The 18,876-nt window shown below is 64.0% G+C and carries 22 protein-coding genes; 11 read left to right on the top strand and 11 right to left on the bottom strand.

Annotated elements, in window-relative coordinates; genetic code table 11:
• Window positions 1-5: 5 nt before the first annotated feature.
• The 3 genes from J5M67_RS09760 to J5M67_RS09750 all read right to left on the bottom strand — a co-directional run bounded on the left by J5M67_RS09760 (window position 6) and on the right by J5M67_RS09750 (window position 2,026).
• Window positions 6-503 carry a SprT family zinc-dependent metalloprotease gene (locus tag J5M67_RS09760; protein WP_207885099.1) on the bottom strand — a complete coding sequence of 166 codons (498 nt, stop codon included), beginning with the start codon at window positions 501-503 and terminating at the stop codon, window positions 6-8.
• Window positions 504-672: 169 nt separating this feature from the next.
• Window positions 673-1,269 (bottom strand): Yip1 family protein, encoded by a 597-nt coding sequence (locus J5M67_RS09755; RefSeq protein ID WP_207885098.1) that lies wholly within the window; start codon window positions 1,267-1,269, stop codon window positions 673-675.
• A 160-nt stretch (window positions 1,270-1,429) separates the two neighbouring features.
• The gene (locus tag J5M67_RS09750) at window positions 1,430-2,026 is read right to left on the bottom strand and encodes a DNA-J related domain-containing protein (RefSeq protein ID WP_207885097.1); all 597 of its coding nucleotides are present in this window, start codon (window positions 2,024-2,026) and stop codon (window positions 1,430-1,432) included.
• A gap of 101 nt (window positions 2,027-2,127) precedes the next feature.
• On the opposite strand from J5M67_RS09750, the gene ttcA reads away from it, so the two are divergent.
• The 6 genes from ttcA to J5M67_RS09720 all read left to right on the top strand — a co-directional run bounded on the left by ttcA (window position 2,128) and on the right by J5M67_RS09720 (window position 6,432).
• Window positions 2,128-2,955, top strand: coding sequence for a tRNA 2-thiocytidine(32) synthetase TtcA (gene ttcA / locus J5M67_RS09745; RefSeq protein ID WP_017522174.1), 828 nt, complete (start codon window positions 2,128-2,130; stop codon window positions 2,953-2,955).
• A 20-nt stretch (window positions 2,956-2,975) separates the two neighbouring features.
• Window positions 2,976-3,647, top strand: coding sequence for a DNA-3-methyladenine glycosylase I (locus J5M67_RS09740; RefSeq protein WP_207885096.1), 672 nt, complete (start codon window positions 2,976-2,978; stop codon window positions 3,645-3,647).
• A gap of 28 nt (window positions 3,648-3,675) precedes the next feature.
• Window positions 3,676-4,440 carry an NAD-dependent deacylase gene (locus tag J5M67_RS09735; RefSeq protein ID WP_207885095.1) on the top strand — a complete coding sequence of 255 codons (765 nt, stop codon included), beginning with the start codon at window positions 3,676-3,678 and terminating at the stop codon, window positions 4,438-4,440.
• A 69-nt stretch (window positions 4,441-4,509) separates the two neighbouring features.
• Window positions 4,510-5,139 (top strand): C40 family peptidase, encoded by a 630-nt coding sequence (locus J5M67_RS09730; protein ID WP_207885094.1) that lies wholly within the window; start codon window positions 4,510-4,512, stop codon window positions 5,137-5,139.
• An 81-nt stretch (window positions 5,140-5,220) separates the two neighbouring features.
• Entirely contained in the window at window positions 5,221-5,751 is a 531-nt protein-coding gene (locus tag J5M67_RS09725; protein WP_207885093.1) for a C40 family peptidase, read from the top strand.
• An 18-nt stretch (window positions 5,752-5,769) separates the two neighbouring features.
• A complete protein-coding gene (locus J5M67_RS09720; protein ID WP_207885092.1) occupies window positions 5,770-6,432 on the top strand; it encodes a class I SAM-dependent methyltransferase in 663 nt (220 codons plus the stop codon).
• 39 nt (window positions 6,433-6,471) lie between these two features.
• Here J5M67_RS09720 and J5M67_RS09715 read toward each other — a convergent pair whose 3' ends face one another.
• The 3 genes from J5M67_RS09715 to J5M67_RS09705 are packed head-to-tail and all read right to left on the bottom strand — an operon-like array spanning window position 6,472 to window position 8,922.
• The gene (locus J5M67_RS09715) at window positions 6,472-7,221 is read right to left on the bottom strand and encodes an SDR family NAD(P)-dependent oxidoreductase (protein ID WP_207885091.1); all 750 of its coding nucleotides are present in this window, start codon (window positions 7,219-7,221) and stop codon (window positions 6,472-6,474) included.
• A gap of 1 nt (window position 7,222) precedes the next feature.
• Window positions 7,223-8,524: an FAD-binding oxidoreductase gene (locus tag J5M67_RS09710; RefSeq protein WP_207885090.1), complete on the bottom strand. Its 1,302-nt coding sequence runs from the start codon at window positions 8,522-8,524 to the stop codon at window positions 7,223-7,225.
• Entirely contained in the window at window positions 8,521-8,922 is a 402-nt protein-coding gene (locus J5M67_RS09705) for a GtrA family protein (RefSeq protein ID WP_207885089.1), read from the bottom strand. The genes J5M67_RS09710 and J5M67_RS09705 overlap by 4 nt, the downstream gene beginning before the upstream one ends.
• Before the next feature lie 35 nt (window positions 8,923-8,957).
• Here J5M67_RS09705 and J5M67_RS09700 point away from each other — a divergent pair, with 35 nt between their 5' ends.
• Window positions 8,958-9,845 (top strand): decaprenyl-phosphate phosphoribosyltransferase, encoded by an 888-nt coding sequence (locus tag J5M67_RS09700; protein ID WP_207885088.1) that lies wholly within the window; start codon window positions 8,958-8,960, stop codon window positions 9,843-9,845.
• Window positions 9,842-10,261, top strand: a complete 420-nt coding sequence (locus J5M67_RS09695; RefSeq protein WP_207885087.1) for a divergent PAP2 family protein — start codon at window positions 9,842-9,844, stop codon at window positions 10,259-10,261. The genes J5M67_RS09700 and J5M67_RS09695 overlap by 4 nt, the downstream gene beginning before the upstream one ends.
• Before the next feature lie 63 nt (window positions 10,262-10,324).
• Here the strand turns inward: J5M67_RS09695 and J5M67_RS09690 are convergent, their stop codons facing one another.
• From J5M67_RS09690 to J5M67_RS09670, 5 genes are all read right to left on the bottom strand, one after another.
• Window positions 10,325-11,023, bottom strand: a complete 699-nt coding sequence (locus J5M67_RS09690; RefSeq protein WP_207885086.1) for a pirin family protein — start codon at window positions 11,021-11,023, stop codon at window positions 10,325-10,327.
• Window positions 11,024-11,162: 139 nt separating this feature from the next.
• Window positions 11,163-11,918 (bottom strand): L-cystine ABC transporter ATP-binding protein TcyN, encoded by a 756-nt coding sequence (gene tcyN / locus J5M67_RS09685; protein WP_207885085.1) that lies wholly within the window; start codon window positions 11,916-11,918, stop codon window positions 11,163-11,165.
• The gene (tcyL, locus tag J5M67_RS09680) at window positions 11,915-12,589 is read right to left on the bottom strand and encodes a cystine ABC transporter permease (RefSeq protein ID WP_207885281.1); all 675 of its coding nucleotides are present in this window, start codon (window positions 12,587-12,589) and stop codon (window positions 11,915-11,917) included. Before tcyL ends, tcyN begins: the two co-directional genes overlap by 4 nt.
• A complete protein-coding gene (tcyJ, locus tag J5M67_RS09675; RefSeq protein WP_207885084.1) occupies window positions 12,589-13,389 on the bottom strand; it encodes a cystine ABC transporter substrate-binding protein in 801 nt (266 codons plus the stop codon). Before tcyJ ends, tcyL begins: the two co-directional genes overlap by 1 nt.
• 117 nt (window positions 13,390-13,506) lie before the next feature.
• The gene (locus J5M67_RS09670) at window positions 13,507-14,508 is read right to left on the bottom strand and encodes a D-cysteine desulfhydrase (RefSeq protein ID WP_207885083.1); all 1,002 of its coding nucleotides are present in this window, start codon (window positions 14,506-14,508) and stop codon (window positions 13,507-13,509) included.
• 241 nt (window positions 14,509-14,749) lie between these two features.
• Between J5M67_RS09670 and hflK (J5M67_RS09665) the strand changes: the two genes are divergently transcribed.
• Genes hflK (J5M67_RS09665) through hflK (J5M67_RS09655) form a run of 3 tightly spaced genes read left to right on the top strand, consistent with a single transcriptional unit; the run spans window position 14,750 to window position 18,797 of the window.
• Window positions 14,750-16,711 (top strand): protease modulator HflK, encoded by a 1,962-nt coding sequence (hflK, locus tag J5M67_RS09665; RefSeq protein ID WP_207885082.1) that lies wholly within the window; start codon window positions 14,750-14,752, stop codon window positions 16,709-16,711.
• Entirely contained in the window at window positions 16,708-17,760 is a 1,053-nt protein-coding gene (hflC, locus tag J5M67_RS09660) for a protease modulator HflC (RefSeq protein ID WP_207885081.1), read from the top strand. Before hflK (J5M67_RS09665) ends, hflC begins: the two co-directional genes overlap by 4 nt.
• Entirely contained in the window at window positions 17,757-18,797 is a 1,041-nt protein-coding gene (gene hflK / locus J5M67_RS09655; protein WP_207885080.1) for a protease modulator HflK, read from the top strand. Before hflC ends, hflK (J5M67_RS09655) begins: the two co-directional genes overlap by 4 nt.
• The last annotated feature ends 79 nt before the right edge of the window (window positions 18,798-18,876 follow it).

The raw sequence follows: 18,876 nt of genomic DNA, 5'->3' as shown, positions 1-18,876 counted from the left end.
CGGCATCACTCGCGGCGGGTTTCGCCGGTGAAGATCAGCGTCGCGCGGCAGCGCCGGCAGTAATAGCGGCGGCCCTGGGCGACCAGGTTGTGGCGCTGGGCGGAGAAGGGGAATTCGTTGCCCTCGCCGCAGTGGCAGCGATACAGGTAGCGGGTGGCGCGGCGGCGCTTGATCTCGTAGGTGTGGCAGCGATCCGGCGGCAGGCCGTAGATGCCGCGCATGATCAGTTGCCATTCCTCGCCGTGGGGGCGGATGCGCGGGCCGAACATCTGGTGGGCGATCAGGTGGGCCACTTCGTGGGCCACGGTCTGTTGCAGGAAATGGTCGCGGTTTTCCCGGTATAGCTGCGGGTTGAAGCGCAGCAGGTTCTCATCGAGGTGGGCGACGCCGGCCTTCTGGCCGCGTAGCCGGAAGCTCACTTCCGGGCGCGGAAAGCGCCGCTGGAAGAAGGCTTCGGCCTGCTGGTAGCAGGCTTCGACGCGAGCGTTGAGCTGTTCAGGCATACAGTGGTTCTCCGACGGGGGCAGATTATGCCGCAGTCGGAGCGCGGGCGGAGCATTTCTCGCGGCCGCTCGTCCGGGGTGCAGGTTCAGGCAAGCCCGGCGAGTTTCAGGCAAGCGCGCAAAAGAAAACCGGGCCACTGGGGCCCGGTCGTTCATTTCGTGGTCAGGATCAGGTGTACTCCGGGCCAACGCCGCTGCCCCAGAGGATCACCGACAGGGCGATCATCGCCACCAGCACCACCAGTCCCACCGCCAGCACCGAGCTGGAGAACAGGAAACCTTCATCCTTGGGAATGTTCATGAAGGTCGGGATGCCGACGTAGAGCAGGTAGACGGTGTAGCAGATCGCGGCGGTGCCGATGATCATGCCCAGCCACAGGTGAGGATAGAGCGCCGCCAATCCGCCGATGAACAGCGGGGTAGCGGTGTACGCGGCGAAGACTACGCATTGGGTCATCGAGGGCGCGGCGTCATAGGTCCGTGCCATCCAGTGGATGAAGGCGCCCATCACGGCGACGCCGGCGAGCATGGCGATATAGGTCATGATGGTCAGCTGCATCGCACTGGCGGCCGTGAGCTTGACCGGTCCTGCATTGCCCAATACCCAGCCGACCTGCGTGGTGCCGATGTAGGCGGAAATGACCGGGATGGCAGCGAGGATCAGGACGTGGGTCAGGTACATGTGGCTGATGGATTCTTCCTCGCCACGGATTTCCTGCCATTCCTGATCGGGATGGGTGAAGAGCCCCCACACATGATGGATCATGTCAGCATTCTCCTCTTCTTATAGAAGGTCGCCCCCCAGCGAAGCGCCGGAGACGCGTAGCCAGCGTCATCCGGTGCTCGGCCGACCTATGCGACCTTAAGTCGCAGTATAGGGAGGGCTAAAGGCCTCGTCGTCCGTGGGTTTAGAGCAAATGGAAGTTTCACGGGCGGCTGTAATAGCGCTCCAGAATTTCCATCGCCTTGTTGATCGATTGCAGTCGCGTGGTACTGCCGCCCCGGTCCGGATGGTGCTGGCTGACCAGTTGGCGGTAGCGCAGCTTGATCAAGGCATAGTCCACCGGGCCGTCTTCCAGCTCGAAGAGGGCCAGCGCGGCGGCCTTTTCCTCGTTGCCCTGCATGCGCGTCCAGAAGCTTTCCAGCAGCTTCTCCACGTCGCGCTCGGTGGTTTCCTTCAAGTGTTTTTCATCGAGGTAATAGGCGCGCAGGGCATCCTGTTCGCCAAGCGCCTGTACGCCGCTTATATAAGGCGAGAGGCGGATCTGCAGCGGGCCGATCTCCAGATGCGCGGCGTTCTCCGCCCACAGCCGGTCGCGCAGGCGGTACAGCGTGTTGAACACCAGGAAATGGGTGCGGAACAGCACCAGCTTGTCGATCAGTGGAAGGTTCGGAACATGCGTGGAGTGCCGCGCCTTCAACTGCTGGATCAGCTGGAATTCGGAGAGTCCGTCAGGCGCTTCGCGCAGCAGTTCAAGGAGCTGGTCGGCGAGGTCGAGGCTGTAGTCGAGATCGGGGGTCATGCCGTCAGATTAGCAGCGAGCCGATCAGGGGGCTGGGGTATGGGTCGCTTTGCGCGTAAAATGACCGGCTTTTCGTCTTGCCCTTCGGATTCCAGAGCACCATGGCCAGCACCCTTTCGGTCAACCAGAACAAACTGCAGAAACGCCTGCGCCGCCAGGTTGGCGAAGCGGTCACCGACTTCAACATGATCGAGGACGGCGACAAGGTGATGGTCTGCCTGTCCGGCGGCAAGGACAGCTACACCCTGCTGGACATCCTGCTGTACCTGCAGAAGGTGGCGCCGATCCAGTTCGAGATCGTCGCGGTGAACATGGACCAGAAGCAGCCCGGCTTCCCCGAGCACGTGCTGCCGGCCTATCTGGAGTCCATCGGCGTGCAGTACCACATCATCGAGAAGGACACCTACTCGGTGGTGAAGGAGAAGATCCCGGAGGGCAAGACCACCTGCTCGCTGTGCTCGCGCCTGCGCCGTGGGACCCTCTACACCTACGCCGACGAGATCGGCGCGACCAAGATGGCGCTCGGGCATCACCGCGACGACATCCTGGAAACCTTCTTCCTTAATATGTTCTACGGCGGCACCCTCAAGGCCATGCCGCCCAAGCTGCTGTCCGACGACGGCCGCAACGTGGTGATCCGACCGCTGGCGTACTGCAACGAGAAGGACATCGAAGCCTACTCGGTGCTCAAGGAATTCCCGATCATCCCGTGCAACCTGTGCGGCTCGCAGGAAAACCTGCAGCGCCAGGTGGTCAAGGAAATGCTGCTGGACTGGGAGCGCAAGTCGCCGGGCCGCACCGAAATCATGTTCCGCGCGCTGCAGAACGTGGTGCCGTCGCAACTGGCTGACCGCAACCTGTTCGACTTCAACAGCCTGCGCATCGACGAGACTGCCACCCCTCGCTTCCTCGATGTGATGAACCTGTAAGACCTTCGCAAGGATGCCCGATGCGCGATTACCCGTGGCTGTACGAGTATTGTCTGAATCGCTTTGGCTCGGTCGAGGCGCTGGAAGCCCGTCTGCCTCAAGCCAAGTCCGCGGCCGAGCTGGCGGCGGTCAGCGATGATCGCTACCTGTCGCTGATCAGCCTGCGCATCTTCCGCGCGGGCCTCAAGCACAGCCTGGTGGACGCCAAATGGCCGGCTTTCGAGGAAGTCTTCTTCGGCTTCGATCCGGAGAAGGTCGTGCTGATGGGCGGCGAGCGCCTGGAAAACCTGATGCAGGACACCCGGCTCATCCGTCTCCTGGGCAAGCTCAAGAGCGTGCCGCGCAATGCCCAGTTCATCCTGGATATCGCCCGCGAATACGGCAGCTTCGGCAAGCTTCTGGCGGATTGGCCGTCCAGCGACATCGTCGGCCTGTGGAAGATGCTGGCCAAGCGCGGCAACCAGTTGGGCGGCATGTCCGCGCCGCGTTTCCTGCGCATGGCCGGCAAGGACACCTTCGTCCTCAGCGACGACGTGGTCGCCGCGCTCAAGGCCCAGGAAATCGTCGACAAGACGCCGACCAGCCAGAAAGACCTCGCACGGGTGCAGGCTGCGTTCAATGCGTGGCAGGAACAAAGTGGCCGGCCGCTGTGCCATATCTCGATGATGCTGTCTTACACGGTCAACCACTGACGCGCGGCCCGGCCGCGGAGGAGGGCGCATGGAATCGGCCATCGAACGCACCGGCGCAGCACTGGCCCGCGCCGAACGCATCCTGGTGATCACCGGCGCCGGGCTCTCCGCCGATTCCGGCATGCCCACCTACCGGGGGCTCGGCGGCCTCTACAACGGCCGGACGGCAGAAGGACTGCCCATCGAGGCGGCGCTTTCCGGACCGATGCTGCGTGACAACCCGGCGCTGTGCTGGAAGTACCTGGCGGAACTGGGCAAGGCCTGCCTGAGCGCGCAGCCCAACGCCGGCCACGGCGCTATCGCCGAACTGCAACGGCTCAAGCCTGAGTGCTGGGTGCTGACGCAGAACATCGATGGATTCCACCGTCGTGCCGGCTCGCCCCCTGAGCGGCTGATCGAGATTCATGGCGAGTTGGCGCCGTTGTACTGCCAGTCGTGCGGATTGGAGTGCGCCGAGTTGGCCGGGCATCTGGACGGCCCGCTGCCGCCGAAATGCGCGCGCTGCGCAGGCGTGCTGCGCCCGCCGGTGGTGCTGTTCGAGGAGATGCTGCCGGAGGCTGCGATCGACACGCTCTACGCGCAATTGCGCAAGGGATTCGATGCCGTACTGCTGGTGGGAACCACTGCGAGCTTCCCCTACATCATCGAGCCGGTGCTGCGCACACGGGAGGCGGGAGGCTTCACCGCCGAGGTGAATCCGGGCCTGACTGACCTGAGTTCAGTGGTCGAAGAAAGAATGGTGGGTCGAGCCTTAGACATTATGCCGCGCCTGCTGAGTCACATTCCGCGATAAAAAACTTGCATTGAGCCGATTGAGCGGGCAAATTAGCCCGCTATTAAATGGAACTAATGAGACACGGTCGTGCCCATGCTTAAACGCTTCGCACCCCTCGTGCCCATGAGTTTCGTTCTGTTGCTGGCAGCTTGTGCCAGCCATTCGCCGGAATCGCAGCAAAGCCAGGCAGCCGTAGCGCCGACCAGCCGAGCCGCTTTTCTCCAGATTGACCAGAATAAGGTCACGCAGGCGGATGAGTCGCAGGACGAGGGGGCCAAAAACTATAACGGCAGTTCGACCACGCACGTATCCGACATCCTGGATCGCGCGTTCTCGCTGATCGGTACTCCGTATCGCTTCGGTGGAAAGTCGGAACGAACTGGTTTCGATTGCAGCGGCTTCGTGGGCTATCTGTTCCGCGAGGAAGCAGGCATCAACCTTCCGCGCTCCACGCGTGAGTTGATCACCATGGACGTCCCGCTGGTCTCGAAAGAAGACCTGCAGCCGGGCGACCTGATCTTCTTCAACAATCGTGGCCGCGGTCGGGTGAGCCATGCCGGTATCTATATCGGTGATGGTCAGTTCATCCACTCCGCCAGCCGCCGTGGCGGTGGTGTGCGGGTGGACAGCCTGGACGAGAGCTACTGGCGCCTGAGCTACATGGAAGCCAAGCGCGTGCTCGAGCCGGGTTACGAGCCCAAGACGGTGACTCGCTAAACTTAAAGTATTACTTTAAGTATTGCGTTCAAGCCACTGTCGGTGCAAAGTGATGGCATTCCTTAGCAGGGATGCCATCACATGCTCGCTCCACAGCGCGTCATTCTCTTCGCTCTTCTCGCCTCCCTGGCCGCCTGCGCCAGTCGCACTCCGCCGTCGCCTCCGCCCGTGGTGAACGCGCCTTCGCTCCCTGCCTACAATTCGCAAGCTGCCGATGATGTCCTGATCCGTGCCATTGGCCTGGTTGGCACGCCGTATCGCTGGGGTGGCAACACGCCCGATGGCGGTTTCGATTGCAGCGGCCTGATCGGCTACGTCTACCGCGATGCCACCGGTCTGCAACTGCCGCGCTCCACCCGCGAGATGATCACCCTGCGCGCGCCCAGCATCGGTCGCGAATCGCTGCAGAGCGGCGACCTGGTGTTCTTCGCTACCAGCGGTGGACGTGGCGTGAGTCATGCGGGTATCTATGTCGGAGAAGGGCGCTTCGTGCATGCGCCCAGGACGGGCGGGACCGTACGCCTGGACAGCCTCGACAGCGCCTATTGGCAGAAAGCCTTCCTCGAAGCCAAGCGCGTCCTGGCCGTGCAGAGTCTCGCCCTGCATCCCTGATCTTGTCCGGGAGGGGCCATGACCACGCGCACACTGAATCTGGACGATTCCCTCTACCAGTACCTGCTCGATGTTTCCCTGCGCGACTCGCCCATCAAGGCCCGCCTGCGCGAGGAGACCGCCGCATTGCCCATGTCGCGCTGGCAGGTTGCCCCGGAGCAGGGGCAATTCCTCGCGTTGCTGGTGAAGTTGATCGGTGCCCGGCGTCTGCTCGAAGTGGGTACCTTTACCGGCTATAGCGCACTGTGCATGGCCGAGGCGCTTCCCGCTGACGGGCACCTGCTGTGCTGCGACCTGCCTGGCGACTACAACGAGACTGCACGTTCCTATTGGCAAGAGGCGGGCGTCGACAGCCGCATCGAGCTGCGCCTGGGGCCGGCGCTGTCCACCCTGGAGAGCCTGATGGCCGGCGGTGAGGACGGAGCGTTCGATCTGGTCTTCATCGATGCCGACAAGGCGCGCTATCCCACCTATTTCGAATATGCCCTGAAGCTGCTGCGCAGTGGCGGGCTGGTGGTCTTCGACAATGTGTTGTGGAGCGGGCGGGTGCTGGAGGTTGAGCCGGAGAGCGACGACACGCGCGCCATCCAGCAGCTCAACCGGGCTCTGAAGGAAGACCTCAGGATCGACTATTCGCTGGTGCCGATCGGTGACGGCATGAGTCTCTGCCGCAAGCGTTAAGTCCGAGCGATGAGCCCCGCTGGTGCGGGGCGCATCCGATCAGATGTTCAGTTTGTTGAAGACCACCGCAGGCATGTGTCGGATGACCCACATGATCAGTTGCCACTTGCGGGGCGTGTAGAGCGTCGCAACGCCCTTGCTGGCGGCTTGGACGATCTCGTTGGCAACATCTTCCACCGGAGCGAGGCGAGCGCCTTCGCTTTTCAGGTGCGCGGTCATTGGCGTATCGGTGGGGCCCGGCTTCACCAGCATCACCTTCACGTTGCTGCCGGCAAGGCGATGCTGCAGCCCTTGCGCGTATCGGTTGACCAGACCTTTGGCGGCACCATACACATAGTTGGACTTGCGCCCGCGATCACCGGCTACCGAACCGATGATGATCAAAGTGCCGCGGTTGCTTCGTTGCATGTGTGTGGCGAAGGCTTCGGAGAACAGCACGGGGGAGAGGCCGTTGATTTCCAGCGCCTGCTGAGCCTCCTGCAGGTTGTCCTGGCAGGTGGCCTGATCCGGAAGGGAGCCATGGGCAATCAGGACGATGTCCGCAGGGCTGTTGACCAGCCATTCATCGACCTGCCGCTGAATGCTCTGCGGGTCGATGAAGTCGGCAGTCGAGCAATTGATCTCGCTGTTCGGGCTGCGAACCTGCAGATCCGTGGCGATGCGCTGCAGACGCTGCAGGTCGCGGCCGACCAGGGTCATATCGACCTCCTGGCCCTGGGCCCAGAGACGCGCGCAGTGTTCAGCAATGGAGGAGGTCGCTCCAACGATGATGATGCGTTTCCTGTTCACTTCAGCTTCCTAGCAGGCGGCGGGACAGCCCCGAGCTGATGCCGGGGTCGCGGTAGGGTAAGAATTCATTCAGCAGTGGATAGCCGGACTCGAAGAGGTCGCGCGGCATGCGTGCATCCTTGGCGGGATAAAGGCGCCCATGCGTCTCGCGGACTATTGCGTCGAGCCTTTCCAGCAGGCGCAGGGTACGCGCCCCACGATTCGGGAAGTCGAGCGCCAGGGTGACGCCGGGCTGCGGAAAGCTCAGCATTCCCAGCGAGTGTCGCTCACCGAAGGTCTTGAGCACGGCAAGGAACGAGCCCTCTCCTGACGCCGCGATGGCATCCAGCATGGCTTGCACCGCTTCCTGGCCGGCAGATCGCGGAACGACGCTCTGGTATTGATAGAAGCCGCGCGGACCGTACATGCGATTCCAGTCGAGGATGTTGTCGAGTGGGTAAGAGAACGGTTCGTAGTGCGCGATTCCCTTGCCGGCCTTGCGCAGGTTGAGATGGTAATAGGCGGTGTTGAACGGGCGCAGCGACAAGCTGTTGACCAGGGATATCGGCGGGACGAAAGGCATGCCCAGCTTGCGTCCGCGCGGTTCTTCCCGCAGTCCGCTGGCGGCCGGATTGGCTCGCATGAATATGCCGCGGCTGCCGCCTTTCGACAGGCAGTCGATCCAGGACACTGTCTGCTCCCAGCCAGCCTCCGAACTGTCGGCAAGGGCGAAGAACTCATTCAGGTTCCCATAGGGAAGCGTCTCGGTATCCAGCCAGGGGCCGGCTACCCGCCGCAATTGCAGCTCGGCTTCGACTATCACTCCTGTCAGGCCCAGCCCCCCTACGGTGGCGCGGAACCAGTCCGGTTCAGTCTGTGGTCCACAGTCGAGTGTCGTGCCGTCGGTACGTACGAGTCGGATGCGCTGAACATGATCGCCAAACGAGCCGAGGATGTGATGATTCTTGCCATGCACGTCATTGGCGATGGCTCCGCCTACCGTCACCAGCTGAGTTCCGGGAGTGACGGGCAGTATCCAGCCGCGTGGGACCGTGAGGCGCTGAATGTCCCGCAGCAGGACTCCAGCTTCGCAGGTCAGTCGACCGGATTGCTCATCGAACCGGATCAGGTGATCCATTGCTGTTGTCAGCCACAGGGTGCCATCGGCGTTGAGACAACTGTCCCCGTAGCTCCGTCCCATGCCGTGGGCCAGGCCGGGTAGTCTGCTGCCTTCAAGGGTCTGCGCTACACGCTCGGGAGCGGAAAGTGGGATGACCTCATGCAGAGGAGCCTCGAGCCGTCCCCAGGAGTTGACGCGCCTCATGCGGCCTCCGTGCGGAACACATAGCGCTTGTCCAGGTGGTATTTGGTGAGGTAGCCGATCGCCAGGCCGATCACCCCGCCGAGATAGCGCATGCCGTCGGTCTGGAAGATGTGCTGGAAGGCGAATTCGAAGCCCCAGAAGATGACGGTCGTGGCCAGTCCCATGAGGGTGTAAAGGACGAATGTCTGTCCGTCATGAACTGCGTTTCGGGCCTTGAAGCGAAAGATATAGCGCTTGTCGAGAGCGTATTTCAGCAGCAGGCCAACGCCTGTTCCGATGATGATTGAAAGAGTGATCGAGTAGGGGCCGGCGTAGTTCCTGACGACCAGGTCCTGTGATCCTATGTTTGCTACGGTAGCGATTAATGCAAGAATTGCGTAGATAAGTGCCAGTTTCATCAAGATTCTTCTAAGAGAATAATCAGGAAAAGCGCATGCAGGAATCACTGGTGGGGGAGTGCGGTACGGGGCAGGTGCAAGGCCTGATCAAGTTGTTGCGTCCCAGACAGTGGGTGAAGAACGGGTTCGTTCTTGCACCCCTGATCTTTTCCGGGGAGTTTCTCAACTTCTACGCCATTAGTCATGCGCTTCAGGCTGTGTTGTTGTTCTGTGTCGCATCGTCGGCGACATACATCATCAACGACTGGCGTGACATCGAGCGCGATCGGTTGCATCCGGTCAAGTCGAAATCGCGACCGCTCGCCAGCGGTGCGGTCTCGGTGTCCGCAGCACTGTCGTTGCTGGTTGCCCTGTATTGCGTCCTGGTCGTGGGCGGATTCCTGTTGCCCAAGGTCATCGGTGTGATCCTGGCCTATATGGTGTTGAATCTCGCCTACACCTTCGTCCTCAAGCACCAGCCCGTAGTCGATATCTTCACTATCGCCATCGGCTTTGTCCTGCGGGTTTACGCCGGCGCCGTGGCCTTGAGTGTTCCCGTTTCCTCCTGGATGTTCGTGACGACGCTCTGTCTGGCACTCTACCTGGCGGCGGTGAAGCGTCGCCAGGAGCTGAGCAGGAGCGGCGCCGGCGCCCGTGAAGTATTGGGCAAGTATTCGCTCGCCCTGGTGGATCGTTATGCGGAAATCTCCGCAACGGGGGCGTTGCTGTTCTACAGCATGTTCGTGATGTCGGCGAAGCCGGATCTGGTCATCACCGTTCCGCTGGTGCTGTTCGGCCTGTTCCGCTACTGGTACGTGGTTGAGGCGCTGGAAGGCGGCGAGTCGCCCACCGATGCGCTGCTGGCCGACTGGCAGCTTCTGTTGACAGTGGTCGTCTGGGGTGGCGTTTGCATGTGGGCGCTCTGGCCGGGGATGCCGGCATGAGCACCTATGCCTATTTGCTGACTCCGCTGCTGGCGTGGCTCGTCGCCGGTTGCAGCAAGTTTGCCATCAACAGCATCAAGGCCGGAAAGCCGGCATTCGGCCTGATCGGCTATGGTGGCCTGCCAAGCAATCACAGCGCGATCGTCAGCAGCATGGCGGCCCTGATCGCTTTCAAGCAGGGCATGGACCAACCAGCATTCGGTGTTGCCCTGACCTTGGCGTTCATCGTGATGCTCGATGCCAATAGCCTGCGTCGGCAGGTTGGAAGGCATGCTGTGGCGATCAATCGGCTTGCTGTAGCCTGTGCGGATCATCAGTTGCTGCGAGAGCGCATGGGGCACACTCGCATCGAGATTGCAGCGGGCATTGTGGTGGGTATTCTGGTTGCCGCGGCAGTGAGTGCTCTGGGGCTCTGATTCACCCCCATAATGAAAAAGGCACGCCACCTGGCGTGCCTTTTTCGTTTCTACCGCGTGCCGTCAGGCGATGTCGACCAGGATGACTTCACTGTCATCCAGGGCGGTCACCTTGACCACTGCTTCATCGGAGATCGCAGCACCGTCGCGGGCCTCCAGTGTCACGCCGTTGACTTCCACCTTGCCGGTCGCCGGTACCAGGTAGGCGCGGCGACCGTCGCCGAGCTCGTACTCGGCGCTCTGGCCGGCCTTGATGGTCGCGGCGACCAGGCGGCCCTCGGCGCGGATGCGCAGGGCGTCGGCGTCGTTCTCATAGCCGCTGGCCAGGGTGACGAAGCGCCCGGCGCGGTCGCCCTTCGGGAAGGGTTTGGCGCCCCAGGACGGCGTGCCGCCGCGTACCGAGGGGATGATCCAGATCTGGAAGATCTTGGTCACATCCTTCTCGAGGTTGTACTCGGAGTGCACGATGCCGGTCCCGGCGCTCATGACCTGTACGTCGCCGGCTTCGGTACGGCCCTTGTTGCCCAGGCTGTCCTGGTGGGTGATCGCGCCCTGGCGGACGTAGGTGATGATTTCCATCTCGCGGTGCGGGTGCGGCGGGAAGCCGGTGCCGGCGGCGATTTCGTCATCGTTCCAGACGCGGAGGTTGCCCCAGTCCATACGCTCGGGGTCGTAGTACTCGGCGAAGGAGAAGTGGTGCTTGGCATTGAGCCAGCCGTGGTTGGCACCGCCGAGTTGCTGGAAGGGTCTGCGTTCGATCATGGCGAAGTCCTCATGGGCACGGCCGGCGGGATCACCGGCTCGTGCGGTTCATGGGGGCTATGTTCTCTCGCAATCGATCGATATAAAAGCGCAAATATCCGAGCAAATAAATCGATTCTGTCGATTTATTTGCGGGGGGTCAGGACCCGCCCTGGGTGAGGAATTTGCTGAGGAACTGCCGAGTCCGCTCTTCCCGTGGATTGGCGAAGAGCGCCTTGGCGTCGCCCTGTTCGACGATCACGCCCTTGTCGATGAAGATCGCCCGGTTCGCCACGTCGCGGGCGAAGCTCATCTCGTGGGTGACGATGACCATGGTGCGCTTTTCCTGCGCCAGGCCACGGATGGTCGCCAGCACCTCGCCGACCAGTTCGGGGTCGAGCGCCGAGGTCGGCTCGTCGAACAGGATCACGTCCGGCTGCATCGCCAGCGCCCGTGCGATGGCGACACGTTGTTGCTGGCCGCCGGAGAGACGCTTGGGATACGAGTCCTCCTTGCCGGCCAGCCCGACCTTGGCCAGCAACTGGCGGGCGCGCTCGATGGCCTGGGCGCGCGGCTCCTTCTTCACGATCACCGGGCCTTCGATCACGTTCTCCAGCGCCGTGCGGTGCGGGAACAGGTTGAAGTTCTGGAACACGAAGCCCACATGCTGGCGCAGCTTGCGGATCAGCCCCTGCTGGCCGCTGAGCGGACGCGAGGCGTCGATGCGGATCTCGCCGACCTGGATGGTGCCGCCGTTGGGCACCTCCAGCAGGTTGAGACAGCGCAGCAGGGTGGTCTTGCCGGAGCCGCTGGGGCCGATGATCGCAACCACTTCGCCGGGCTCGACGGTCAGGTCGATGCCCTTGAGCACCTCCTGGCCGCGGAACTGCTTGGTCAGCTGGCGTACTTCGATCATGCCTCGTGCTCCCGGTCATGGCGGTTTGCCCGTTCTTCCAGGCGATTCTGGAAGTGCGACAAGATGGTGGCGAGCACCCAGTAGATCAGTGCAGCACTGAGGTACATGGTCGAGACCTCAAACGTGCGTGCAGTGACCAATTGTGCCTGACGGAACAGCTCCGGCACCTGAATCGTGGCCGCCATGGCGGTGTCCTTGACCAGGGATATGAAGCTGTTGCCCAGTGGCGGCAGTGCGGTTCTGGCCGCCTGTGGCAGCACCACGCGACGCAGGGTCTGGGCTCGGGTCATGCCGATGCTGGACGCGGCTTCCCACTGGCCTCGGTCGATTGAGCCAATGGCTGCGCGCAGAATCTCGCAGGTGTAAGCCCCCATGTTCAGGGAGAAGCCGATCAAGGCGGCTGGGATGGGGTCGAGCTCCACGCCGATAAGTTGCGGCAGGCTGTAATAAATGATGAAGAGTTGTACCAGTAACGGAGTGCCACGGAAGAACGACACGTAGATGCGTGACAGCCAGCTCAGCGGTTTACCGCCATATAGCCGCATCAGCGCCAGTACGAATCCCAGCAGCAGCCCGAAGAACATGCCGCCGACACTGAGGCCTACCGTGTATACCGCGCCCTTGAGCAGAAAGGGCGCGGAATCCAGCACAAGCTGCAGGCTTGCGTCGATCATTGAGTCACGTCAGCCTTGAACCACTTTTCCGACAGCTTTTTCAGGGTGCCGTCGGCACGCAGCTTGTCGATGGCCTTGTTCAGCGCCGCGAGCAGCTCCGGGTTGCCCTTGCGCAGGGCGATGCCGGCTTCCTGGCGAGCGAAGGGCGCACCGGTCAGGGCCATGGCGCCATTGGTCTTGTTGACCATGTCGAAGGCGGCCAGGCGGTCCACCAGGATCACGTCGATGCGGCCATTGCGCAGGTCCTGGAACTTGGTCGGATCGTCCTCGTAGGTACGCACGTCGGCTTGCGGGACATGCTCCTTGAGCCACTGTTCGTAGTTGGTGCCCAGGCCGACGCCGACTTTCACCCCGGCGAGCTTCTCGGGGGTGTCGTACTTGCTTTCGTCACCCTTGCGCACCAGGGCCTGGATACCGGAAACGGTGTAGGGCTCGGAGAAGTCGTACTTCTTCTTGCGCTCCTCGGAGATGGTCACCTGGTTGATCACCAGGTCCAGGCGCTTGGATTCCAGTGCGGCAAGGATGCCGTCCCACTTGGTCGGCTGCAGCTTGGCCTTGACGCCCAGTTCCTTGGCGATCAGGTCGGAGAAGTCCACTTCGAAGCCGGCGAGCTTGCCGCTCTCGTCCTGGAAGCTGAAGGGTGGGTAGGTCCCTTCCAGGCCAACGCGGACTTCGCCCTTGGACTTGATCTGGGCGAGTTGGTCTTCGGCGGCCTGGGCCTGGCCGAACAGGCTGGCGCCAAGGGTGAGGGTCAGGCTGGCAAACAGGAAGTGACGGCGCAGTGCAGTGAAGGTCATGGTGAGCCCCGTTTTTGGTGTTTTAAGCAGGTTAGTCAACGCGTGGCGACTATAGGGTTGTAGTTGTTATTCTATAAAATAATAAAAAATTACATGCTTAGTTTTATTTGTCTAGGATCAGGCCGCCGGATAATAGGCGAACAGCGCCGGTGAGCCTCCGGTGTGCAGGAACAGCAGCGGCTCCTGCCCGGCGAAGCGCTGGCGGGCGACGCCATCGAGCAGTCCGGCCATGGCCTTTCCTGTATAGACCGGGTCGAGCAGCAGCCCTTCGTGGCTGGCCAGCAGGCGCACCGCATCCAGTGTGCCGGCATTGGGCTCGCCGTAACGCGGGGCGAAGTACTCATCCCAGAGTTCCACCTTCGGCGCCTTGGCCACGTCCTGGCCGAGCAGTTCCAGCGTGCGCTGGATCAGCCCCTCCACCTTGGGCCGCTGTGCAGCGTCGGTGCGCGAAACGGTCACGCCGATGACCGGCAGTTCCGGCAGGGCATCGGCCAGCGCCACGGCCAATCCGGCATGGGTGCCGGCGCTGCCGGAAGCTAGCACCACGGCGGCGAAACGCTGGCCGCTCTGGCGAATCTGATCGGCCAGTTCCAGTCCGGCGCGCACATAGCCCAGCGCGCCGAGGGCGTTGGAGCCGCCGATGGGCACCAGGTAGGGCTTGCGGCCTTCACGCAGCAGGCGTTCGCCGGTCTGCTGCAGCAGTTCGTCGGCGTTGTCCAGATTGGGTACCAGTTCGACCTCGGTGCCGAACAGGTCGAGCAGCAGGCGGTTGCCGTTGCTCAGGTAGTTGTGGTCGGCGGTGCCGATGGGGTTTTCCAGCAGTGCCACGCAGCGCAGGCCCAGCCTGGCCGCGACCGCTGCGGTCTGGCGTACGTGGTTGGACTGGATCGCTCCGGCCGTCACCAGGGTGTCGGCGCCGGCGCGCAGCGCATCCGCGGCGAGGAATTCGAGCTTGCGCACCTTGTTGCCGCCCAGGGCGAAAGGCGTGGTGTCGTCGCGCTTCACATGGATATCGCGGCCGACGTGTGCGGAAAGCCGCTCCAGCTTCTCCAGCGGTGTCGGGCCGCCGGCCAGTTCGAGTCGGGGGAAGCGGGCGAGCGATTCGCGCAGGGAGTTCATGGAGGCGTCTCGGTTCAGCGGGATGAGGACGCCACGATAGAGCGCCCGGGAGCGCGCGGCAATGGACTTAATGAGGCGTTGCGGCAGGTGTCGGCATCACGAGCTCTTCACATGTTTTGTTATAAGGTTACAGGAATATAATCGCCGGCTTCATAGAGCCTTAATCTTCTAAGCTCAGGCTCGCCGGCGCGCCGCTTTCGCTCGAAAGAGGTGGGCGATCCGTTCAATCGTTGGAGCATTCATGAGAGTCGACCTGGACATCGAGGACCGCAGCCTGGAAGGGTTGCCGCGTTTCCAGCGTTCGGCGTACCAGTCGCGTCGCCTGAAGCTGCTGGCCTGGCTCGCGGGGGGCCTCGCCGCGCTGCTGTTCCTGGCGGCGATCTTCATTGGCCTGTTCACCGCCGACTCGCTCTGGCTGCCACTGCTGTGCAACAACGCCGCCGCCCTGCTGTTGCTGGCGGCGGTGAGCCAATCGGCGTGGCGCGTGGCCCACTGGCGCGCGGCAGCAATCGGGACGACGGAGTATGCCCCGGCGCCTGAAGCACCGGTCGATCTTGCCCAGCTCAGTGCCTACGACCGTCTGCTCGAGCGCATCAGTGGTTCGAGCCGGCGCCTGGCGCAGCGCATCGGTGTCGGCGCCATCTGGTTGGCGGGCCTGGCGCTGGTCGCCCTGTTGATCGTCAAGGCCGGATGGAACCTTGCGACCCCCGCTGTTGCCCTTGGACAGGCTGGCTGGATAGTCACCGGCCTGCTGACCTTGTCGGCGTTCGGCCTGCTGGTGGCGGAGCGACACCTGAATGCCGCGAGCCAGGAAGAGTGGCCCGAAGCTCGCGCGCTGTCGCCGATGGTGCGTGCGGTCATCGCCGTGCAGTTGCTGTCCTTGCCCGGCCTGCTGTTCTCCAATGGCGAGAGTCTGTGGCCGAGCCGGATCGTGGTACTGGTTGGGCTGCTGCCGGCGTTGCTGGCGGTGGAGCTGATCCTGCGCGCGCTGCTTTCGGTCTTCAGCCCCCAGCGTCCGCGCGAGGAGCCCCGGCTGGTTGGTCAAAGCCTGGTCGCCGCGCAATTGCGCTGGCCGCCGCGTCCGCTGCAATTCCTGCAGAGCGAACTGCAGCAGCGCTTCGGCATCGACCTGCGCCAGGTCTGGGCCTTCGGCTTCATACGCCGCGCCTTCCTGCCCGTGGTGGGCTTGATGCTGCTGGTGGGCTGGTTGCTCACCGGCGTCAGCGAGATCGCGATGAACGGGCGGGGTGTCTACGAACGTTTCGGCAAGCCCGTGGCGGTCTATCCGCCGGGGCTGCACGTCGGGCTGCCGTGGCCATTTGGACGCGTGCTGCCGGTGGAGAACGGGGTGATCCATGAACTGGCGACCTCCGGCGATTCCGCCCGGGCGGACCTGCTGGTGGATGCCGAAGGCCCCGCGCCGGAGGCGGCCAACCGCCTGTGGGATGCGTCCCATGTCAGCGAGAACTCGCAAGTGATCGCCAGCGAAGCCGGCGGCCAGCAGAGCTTCCAGATCGTCAACATGGATGTGCGCTTCGTCTATCGCATCGGCTTGAGCGACAAGGCCGCTCTGGCGGCGACCTATAACAGCACCGATGTGCCGGCGCTGATCAGCAGCACCGCCAATCGCGTGCTGGTCCACGACTTCGCCGCGCGCACTCTCGACGGTGTGCTGGGCGCAGAGCGCGAAGCGCTGGCGCGGGACATCGGCAAGGCCGTACAGGCCGACCTCGACCGCCTCGACAGCGGCGTGGAAATCCTCGCCACCGTGGTCGAGGCGATCCATCCGCCGGCCGGCGCAGCCAATGCCTACCACGGCGTACAGGCGGCGCAGATCACCGCGCAGGCATTGATCGCCCGCGAACAGGGCAAGGCCGCCGAACAGACCAACGCCGCCCGGCAGGCCGCCAGCGCCGCGACCGACAAGGCCTCCGCCGATGCCCGGGAAACCCTCGCCCAGGCCCAGGCGGTCGATCTGCGCTTCGGCGCCGAACGCTCCGCCTGGCAGCGTGCCGGGCAGGCCTTCCTGCTCGAACAGTATTTCAGCCAGCTGGGCCAGGGCCTGGCCGGCGCCCGCAGCCTGGTCATCGACCACCGCCTGAACGCGGACCAGGCGCCGACCCTCGATCTGCGCAGCTTCGGCGCGCCGGTCGATCCGCAGCGCGGCAAGCCCGCCAACCGTACCCAGGAGATCGCACCTTGAGTCCGACCCACGTCCACGGCGATCACCCGCACGACCACGACCACGACCACGACCACGATCATGGGCATGACCATGATCACGGCCACCATCATGAGCATCACCATGACGAGGGGCCGGCGCGCTTCCCCTGGCGCCGTACCGCGCTGGCCAGCCTGCTGGTGCTGTTCGCCGCCGCGACCGCCTGCCTGGTGCAGGTGCGCTCCGGCGAGGCGACGGTGATCACCCGCTTCGGCAATCCGGCTCGCGTCCTGCTCGACCCCGGTCTCGCCTGGCGCCTGCCGATTCCCTTCGAGGCGGCCGTGCCAGTCGACCTGCGCCTGCGCACCACCTCCAGCGGCCTGCAGGACGTCGGCACCCGCGATGGCCTGCGGATCATCGTGCAGGCCTATGTCGCCTGGCAGGTGAAGCCCGACCCGGACAGCATCCAGCGCTTCATGCGCGCGGTGCAGAACCAGCCCGATGAAGCGGCCCGGCAGATTCGCACCTTCGTCGGCTCCGCGCTGGAGACCACCGCCAGCGGCTTCGATCTCTCCGATCTGGTGAACACCGATGCCGGCAAGGTGCGCATCGCCGACTTCGAACAGCGCCTGCGCGAGCAGATCGACCGCCAGTTGCTCGACACCTACGGCGTGCGGGTGGTCCAGGTGGGCGTCGAACGGCTGACGCTGCCCAAGGTCACCCTCGGCGCCACGGTCGACCGCATGCGCGCCGAGCGCGAGACCATCGCCACCCAGCGCACCGCCGAGGGCAAGCGCAAGGCCGCCGAGATCCGCTCCGCCGCCGAGCGCGACGCGCGCATCCTGCAGGCCGACGCCACGGTGAAGGCCGCCGACATCGAGGCCCAGTCGCGGGTGCAGGCGGCGGACATCTACGGCAAGGCCTACAGCGGCTCGCCGGAGCTGTACAACATGCTGCGTTCGCTGGACACGCTCGGCACCCTGGTCAATTCCGGCACGCGCCTGGTGCTGCGCACCGATGCGGCTCCCTTCAAGGTGCTGGTGGATGGCCCGCCGACGCAGCCGTCCGTCAAACCGGGCAACGCGCAATGACCGAGCGGCGGGAGGAGGGCGCAAGCCCCTGGCTGCAGGCCGGGCGCCTGGCGTTCCTGGCGCTGTACGGCGTGACCCTGCTGGCGGCGCTCGGCTGGGCGCTGTCCAACGTCCGCCAGATCGGCCCGGAAAGCCGTGCCGTGGTCCTGCGCATGGGGGCGCTGGAACGTATCCAGAACGCCGGTTTGCTGCTGGCCTGGCCGCGTCCGTTCGAGCAGGTGGTGATCCTGCCGTCCGCCGACCGGGTGATCGAACGCCGGGTGGAGACATTGCTGCGTTCGGGGCTGGCGCAGAAGTCCGATCTGGACGGCAGCCTGGCCAACGATGCCACCGCCGGCTCCGGCTACCTGCTCACCGGCGATGCCGGCGTTGTGCAGCTGGATGTGCGGGTGTTCTACAAGGTCACCTCGCCTTATGACTTCGTGCTCCAGGGCGATCACGTGCTGCCGGCGCTGGATCGCCTGGTGGCGCGCAACGCCGTGGCGGTGTGCGCCTCCCGCGACCTGGACACCATCCTGGTCGCCCGCCCCGAGCTGATCGGCGCCGACAGCAGCGTCGCCGAACGCCGCGAACGGCTGCGGGGCGACCTGCAGCAGGGCATCAATCGCAGCCTGGCCGCGCTGGTGTCGGCTGGCAATGGCCTGGGTATCGAGATCGAACGGGTGGACGTGCAGTCCTCCTTGCCGCGCGAGGCGGTGAGCGCCTTCAATGCCGTGCTGACCGCCAGCCAGCAGGCGGAGCAGGGTGTGGCCGCGGCACAGAACGACGCCGCTCGCCAGCTCCAGGCCGCCAACCAGGCCGCCGACCGTACCTTGCAGGTCGCCCATGCCCAGGCCAGCGAGCGCCTGGCCCGCTCCCAGGCGGATACCGCCACCATCACCAGCCTGGCGCAAACCCAGCAACAGCATGCCGACCCCGGGCTGCTGCTGCGTCTCTACCGCGAGCGCGTGCCGGGCATCCTGTCCCGCGCCGGCTCGGTGACCACTGTCGATCCGCGTGATTCCGGACACCTGATCCTGGAAGGCCCGCAGCCGTGAGCAGGCTTATCGCCGGAGGCTGTGAATCAATGTGCGGACAGCCTCGTGGCGAACCGCTACGCTCGCAACACAAGCCCGG

The organism is Pseudomonas sp. 30_B, from assembly GCF_017491605.1.
Lineage (GTDB): Bacteria > Pseudomonadota > Gammaproteobacteria > Pseudomonadales > Pseudomonadaceae > Pseudomonas.
Note: the sequence above shows the minus strand (reverse complement) of the source record. Positions and strands in the feature narration are given on the sequence as shown.

Coding starts and splice junctions, on each gene's coding strand:
- J5M67_RS09760 (WP_207885099.1), bottom strand. CDS start 503: ATGCCTGAACAGCTCAACGCTCGCGTCGAAGCCTGCTACCAGCAGGCC.
- J5M67_RS09755 (WP_207885098.1), bottom strand. CDS start 1,269: ATGATCCATCATGTGTGGGGGCTCTTCACCCATCCCGATCAGGAATGG.
- J5M67_RS09750 (WP_207885097.1), bottom strand. CDS start 2,026: ATGACCCCCGATCTCGACTACAGCCTCGACCTCGCCGACCAGCTCCTT.
- ttcA (WP_017522174.1), top strand. CDS start 2,128: ATGGCCAGCACCCTTTCGGTCAACCAGAACAAACTGCAGAAACGCCTG.
- J5M67_RS09740 (WP_207885096.1), top strand. CDS start 2,976: ATGCGCGATTACCCGTGGCTGTACGAGTATTGTCTGAATCGCTTTGGC.
- J5M67_RS09735 (WP_207885095.1), top strand. CDS start 3,676: ATGGAATCGGCCATCGAACGCACCGGCGCAGCACTGGCCCGCGCCGAA.
- J5M67_RS09725 (WP_207885093.1), top strand. CDS start 5,221: ATGCTCGCTCCACAGCGCGTCATTCTCTTCGCTCTTCTCGCCTCCCTG.
- J5M67_RS09720 (WP_207885092.1), top strand. CDS start 5,770: ATGACCACGCGCACACTGAATCTGGACGATTCCCTCTACCAGTACCTG.
- J5M67_RS09710 (WP_207885090.1), bottom strand. CDS start 8,524: ATGAGGCGCGTCAACTCCTGGGGACGGCTCGAGGCTCCTCTGCATGAG.
- J5M67_RS09705 (WP_207885089.1), bottom strand. CDS start 8,922: ATGAAACTGGCACTTATCTACGCAATTCTTGCATTAATCGCTACCGTA.
- J5M67_RS09700 (WP_207885088.1), top strand. CDS start 8,958: ATGCAGGAATCACTGGTGGGGGAGTGCGGTACGGGGCAGGTGCAAGGC.
- J5M67_RS09695 (WP_207885087.1), top strand. CDS start 9,842: ATGAGCACCTATGCCTATTTGCTGACTCCGCTGCTGGCGTGGCTCGTC.
- J5M67_RS09690 (WP_207885086.1), bottom strand. CDS start 11,023: ATGATCGAACGCAGACCCTTCCAGCAACTCGGCGGTGCCAACCACGGC.
- tcyN (WP_207885085.1), bottom strand. CDS start 11,918: ATGATCGAAGTACGCCAGCTGACCAAGCAGTTCCGCGGCCAGGAGGTG.
- tcyJ (WP_207885084.1), bottom strand. CDS start 13,389: ATGACCTTCACTGCACTGCGCCGTCACTTCCTGTTTGCCAGCCTGACC.
- J5M67_RS09670 (WP_207885083.1), bottom strand. CDS start 14,508: ATGAACTCCCTGCGCGAATCGCTCGCCCGCTTCCCCCGACTCGAACTG.
- hflK (WP_207885082.1), top strand. CDS start 14,750: ATGAGAGTCGACCTGGACATCGAGGACCGCAGCCTGGAAGGGTTGCCG.
- hflK (WP_207885080.1), top strand. CDS start 17,757: ATGACCGAGCGGCGGGAGGAGGGCGCAAGCCCCTGGCTGCAGGCCGGG.